Annotated in this window: 3 protein-coding genes and 1 tRNA gene; 3 read left to right on the plus strand and 1 reads right to left on the minus strand. The window is 51.6% G+C overall.

Annotation, left to right across the window (positions count from 1 at the left end):
- The first annotated feature begins 221 nt into the window (after positions 1–221).
- Together NBA72_RS18755 and NBA72_RS18760 are read left to right on the plus strand one after the other, a co-directional pair.
- Complete coding sequence (locus NBA72_RS18755) at positions 222–584, plus strand: MerR family transcriptional regulator (protein ID WP_000472034.1); 363 nt, start codon at positions 222–224, stop codon at positions 582–584.
- A 1-nt stretch (position 585) separates the two neighbouring features.
- The gene (locus NBA72_RS18760; protein ID WP_000826514.1) at positions 586–978 is read left to right on the plus strand and encodes a MerR family transcriptional regulator; all 393 of its coding nucleotides are present in this window, start codon (positions 586–588) and stop codon (positions 976–978) included.
- A gap of 53 nt (positions 979–1,031) precedes the next feature.
- On the opposite strand, the gene gltX is transcribed toward NBA72_RS18760, so the two are convergent.
- Positions 1,032–2,447 carry a glutamate--tRNA ligase gene (gltX, locus tag NBA72_RS18765; RefSeq protein ID WP_042948393.1) on the minus strand — a complete coding sequence of 472 codons (1,416 nt, stop codon included), beginning with the start codon at positions 2,445–2,447 and terminating at the stop codon, positions 1,032–1,034.
- Positions 2,448–2,705: 258 nt separating this feature from the next.
- On the opposite strand from gltX, the gene NBA72_RS18770 reads away from it, so the two are divergent.
- Positions 2,706–2,781 (plus strand) — tRNA-Val (locus NBA72_RS18770).
- The last annotated feature ends 1 nt before the right edge of the window (position 2,782 follow it).

Here is a 2,782-nt window from a genome sequence, read left to right on the forward strand (position 1 = left end):
ACTACGTAAAGCTTGTCGAGTTGACGGGCGGCATCATATGAATTCCCTCGGCATGTGTCAACGGCAAAATGAACTTGCCGAATTCAATCGCTGAAAAAGCATTCAAATAAAGGACATTGCGGCACAACTCGCATTCAGTAGTTAAACACGTCACGGTTTCGACTAAAATGGTGCTATAAAATGAACCACTAATTAACCCCACGACTATTCAGGGAATCGTTATGTTCAAGGAACGGATGACGCCAGAAGAACTCGCTAATCTCACCGGTTACAGCCGACAAACCATCAATAAATGGGTACGGAAAGAAGGCTGGGCAACATCGCCCAAACCTGGCGTCCAGGGCGGTAAAGCCCGTCTGGTTCATGTAAACGAACAGGTTCGTGAATATATCCGCAGCGCTGAACGTTCAGTTGACCATCACGCAGACACATTCACGCCTGCCAGCAACGCATCGCTTGAAGCGCTGCTCATGACGCTCGCCAAAGAGATGACCTCATCCGAGCAGAAACAGTTTACCTCTCTCCTCGTGCGTGAAGGGATTACCGGTTTGTTACAACGCTTAGGGATACGCGATAGCAAATAATATGAAAAGATTACGCAGTAAAATGACCACTGAAGAGCTGGCTGAATGCCTCGGCGTGGCCAGACAAACCGTCAATCGCTGGATCAGAGAACAACACTGGAAAACCGAAAAATTTCCCGGCGTCAAAGGCGGACGCGCAAGACTCATCCATATTGATGCCAGCGTGCGGGAATTTATTCTCAATATTCCGGCTTTTCGCAAACTGCCTGCGTTTTATCAGGCGGAAGAGGCTTTCGCAGAATATGCGAACGCGGCGCACAGTCACGCTTATCGACAAATTATTGATGCCGTTGAAAATATGTCTGCTCAGGAACAGGAAAAACTGGCGCTGTTTTTATCGCGGGAAGGTATTCGCGGATTTCTGACGCGTTTAGGTATCAATGAGGCGGACTAACAAATAATAAACGGCAGGCGTCTGCCCTGCCGTTTATTCTGTTTCAGCTGGCGTTACTGCTGACTTTCACGCTCGGCGATAAAGCCCAGCGCTTTGTTGATACGCTCAATGCTGCGGGTTTTACCAATCGCATGTACGGTGACATCCAGCGCAGGCGACTGCCCGGCACCGGTCACAGCCACACGCAGCGGCATCCCTACTTTACCCATCCCCACTTCCAGCTCATCCGCCGTGGCCTGAATCGCGTGGTGGACGTTTTCTGCTGACCAGTCTGTAATCGCCGACAGCTTGTCGCGCACCACTTCCAGCGGCTGACGCGCCACCGGGCGGAGGTGTTTTTTCGCCGCATCGGCGTCAAACTCGCTGAAGTCTTCATAGAAGTAGCGGCAGCTCTGCGCCATCTCTTTCAGAGTTTTGCAGCGCTCGCCCAGCAGTTTCACCAGTTCAGCAAGCTGCGGGCCGTTACGGGTGTCGATATTTTCCTGCTCGATATGCCACTGCAAATGCGTCGCCACATATTCCGGCGCCAGCGTATTGATATAGTGGTGGTTCAGCCACAGCAGTTTATCGGTGTTGAACGCGCTCGCAGACTTGCTCACCGCACCGAGGGAGAACAGTTTAATCATCTCTTCGCGGGTGAAGATTTCCTGATCGCCGCTGGACCAGCCCAGACGCACCAGATAGTTCAGCAACGCTTCCGGCAGATAACCGTCATCGCGATACTGCATCACGCTCACCGCACCGTGGCGTTTAGACAGCTTTTTACCGTCGTCGCCGTTAATCATCGACACATGCGCGTACATCGGCACCGGCGCGTTTAACGCTTTCAGAATGTTAATCTGGCGCGGAGTATTGTTGATATGGTCTTCGCCACGAATCACATGGGTAATTTCCATATCCCAGTCGTCCACCACCACACAGAAGTTGTAGGTTGGGGAACCGTCGGTACGACGAATGATCAGATCGTCCAGCTCCTGATTGCTGAATTCGATCGGGCCACGGATCTGATCATCAAAAATAACGGAACCGTCCTGCGGGTTAGCAAAGCGCACCACGCATGGCTCATCGTCGGCATGATGTTCGTGACTGTGACGGCAACGCCCGTCATAACGCGGCTTCTCGCCTTTCGCCATCTGCTCTTCACGCAGTTGCTCCAGACGCTCTTTAGAGCAGTAGCATTTATAGGCTGTTCCCGCCTCCAGCATCTCGTCAATCACCGCGTTATAGCGTTCAAAACGTTTGGTCTGGAAATATGGGCCTTCGTCCCATTCCAGGTTCAGCCAGTTCATACCATCCATGATGGCTTCAATGGCTTCCGGCGTGGAACGCTCAAGATCGGTGTCTTCAATACGCAGCACGAACTCACCGCCGTGGTGACGTGCGAAAAGCCAGGAATAAAGAGCAGTACGCGCGCCGCCGACGTGCAGATAACCTGTCGGGCTAGGCGCGAAGCGAGTTTTGATTTTCATGAAATGGCCTTACGTTTATAAAGATGCCGACAACCGGCAAATCCTGGAAAGATGAATAGCCTTGTATTCTATCACTGTGGCTTGATTCCTCAATGTTGATCCGGTCAGAACGCTGCGCTTTGCTATTTCCGTATAGAAATCATGCAGTGCGGGGTAATTCACGATCGTTTTGTTTAATTTTACGACGAACAAACAAAAACTTTAGAAAATGCGTTGACTCATTTTCAACTCTCCCTATAATGCGACTCCACACAGCGGGGGTGATTAGCTCAGCTGGGAGAGCACCTCCCTTACAAGGAGGGGGTCGGCGGTTCGATCCCGTCATCACCCACCAC

It is taken from the genome of Salmonella sp. NW1250 (assembly GCF_051812965.1).
GTDB lineage: Bacteria > Pseudomonadota > Gammaproteobacteria > Enterobacterales > Enterobacteriaceae > Salmonella > Salmonella enterica.